The organism is Aliiruegeria sabulilitoris (assembly GCF_001558155.1).
Taxonomy (GTDB): Bacteria; Pseudomonadota; Alphaproteobacteria; order Rhodobacterales; family Rhodobacteraceae; genus Tropicimonas; species Tropicimonas sabulilitoris.
In genome coordinates this window covers 1-1,022 of sequence record NZ_LOAS01000107.1, presented here as the reverse complement: position 1 = coordinate 1,022, position 1,022 = coordinate 1, and the positions used below count along the sequence as shown (strand labels likewise).

General features: G+C 57.8%; 1 protein-coding gene. It reads left to right on the top strand.

Going from position 1 to position 1,022, the window contains the following annotated elements; genetic code table 11:
- Positions 1–949 (top strand): IS3 family transposase (locus tag AX756_RS24760; protein ID WP_082739377.1); only part of this gene is annotated, 949 nt, incomplete at its 5' end.
- Positions 950–1,022 lie beyond the last annotated feature (73 nt).

Here is a 1,022-nt window from a genome sequence, read left to right as displayed (position 1 = left end):
CATCCGCACCGTCGAAGCCTCGCATCTGCCGGTTCGCCAGACGCTGGCCATGCTCGGCATCCCCAGTACGACCTATTACCGCTGGTACGACCGATGGTCGGAAGGCGGGCTTGATGCGCTTGAGGACACAACGCCCCACCCCGGTTCCGTGTGGAACCGCCTCCCGGATGAAACGCGTGCGGACGTCATCGAATTTGCCTTGGAGCATGAAGACCTGACGCCCCGCGAACTAGCGGTGAAATACACCGACGAGAAGCGATATTTTGTCTCGGAATCATCGGTGTGTCGGATTCTGAAGGCGGAAGATCTGATCACGGCGCCAGCGCATATCGTGATGAAGGCCGCCAGTGAGTTCAAGGACAAGACCACACGGCCCAACGAACTCTGGCAGACCGACTTCACCTATCTCAAGGTCCTCGGGTGGGGCTGGTTCTACCTGTCGACCATCCTGGATGATTACAGCCGGTATATCATCGCCTGGAAGCTCTGCACCACGATGAAGGCCGAGGATGTGACCGCGACACTCGACCTGGCGCTGGATGCGTCGGGCTGCGAAAGCGCGGCCGTCGTCGTAAAACCACGGTTGTTGAGCGACAACGGCTCGTCTTACATCGCTGGCGACCTGGCTGATTATCTTGAGGATAAGGGCATGGATCATGTCCGCGGCGCACCCTACCACCCGCAGACCCAGGGCAAGATCGAGCGATGGCACCAGACTATGAAAAACCGCGTGTTGCTCGAGCATTACTTCCTGCCCGGCGACCTCGAACACCAGATCGGCGCCTTCGTCGAATACTACAACAACCGCCGATACCACGAGAGCCTGGGCAATCTGACGCCTGCGGATGTCTACTTCGGCAGGGCCGAGCAAATCCTGAAACAGCGAGAGGAGATCAAACGAAAAACCATGCGCACGCGGCGATTGCGCCACGAAACTGAAAACGCATAAAATCAATCAAGGATGGACCAGAGCCTCCAATCCGAAAAACGCTCAAGCGTCCCAAATTATCTGACGACGGACA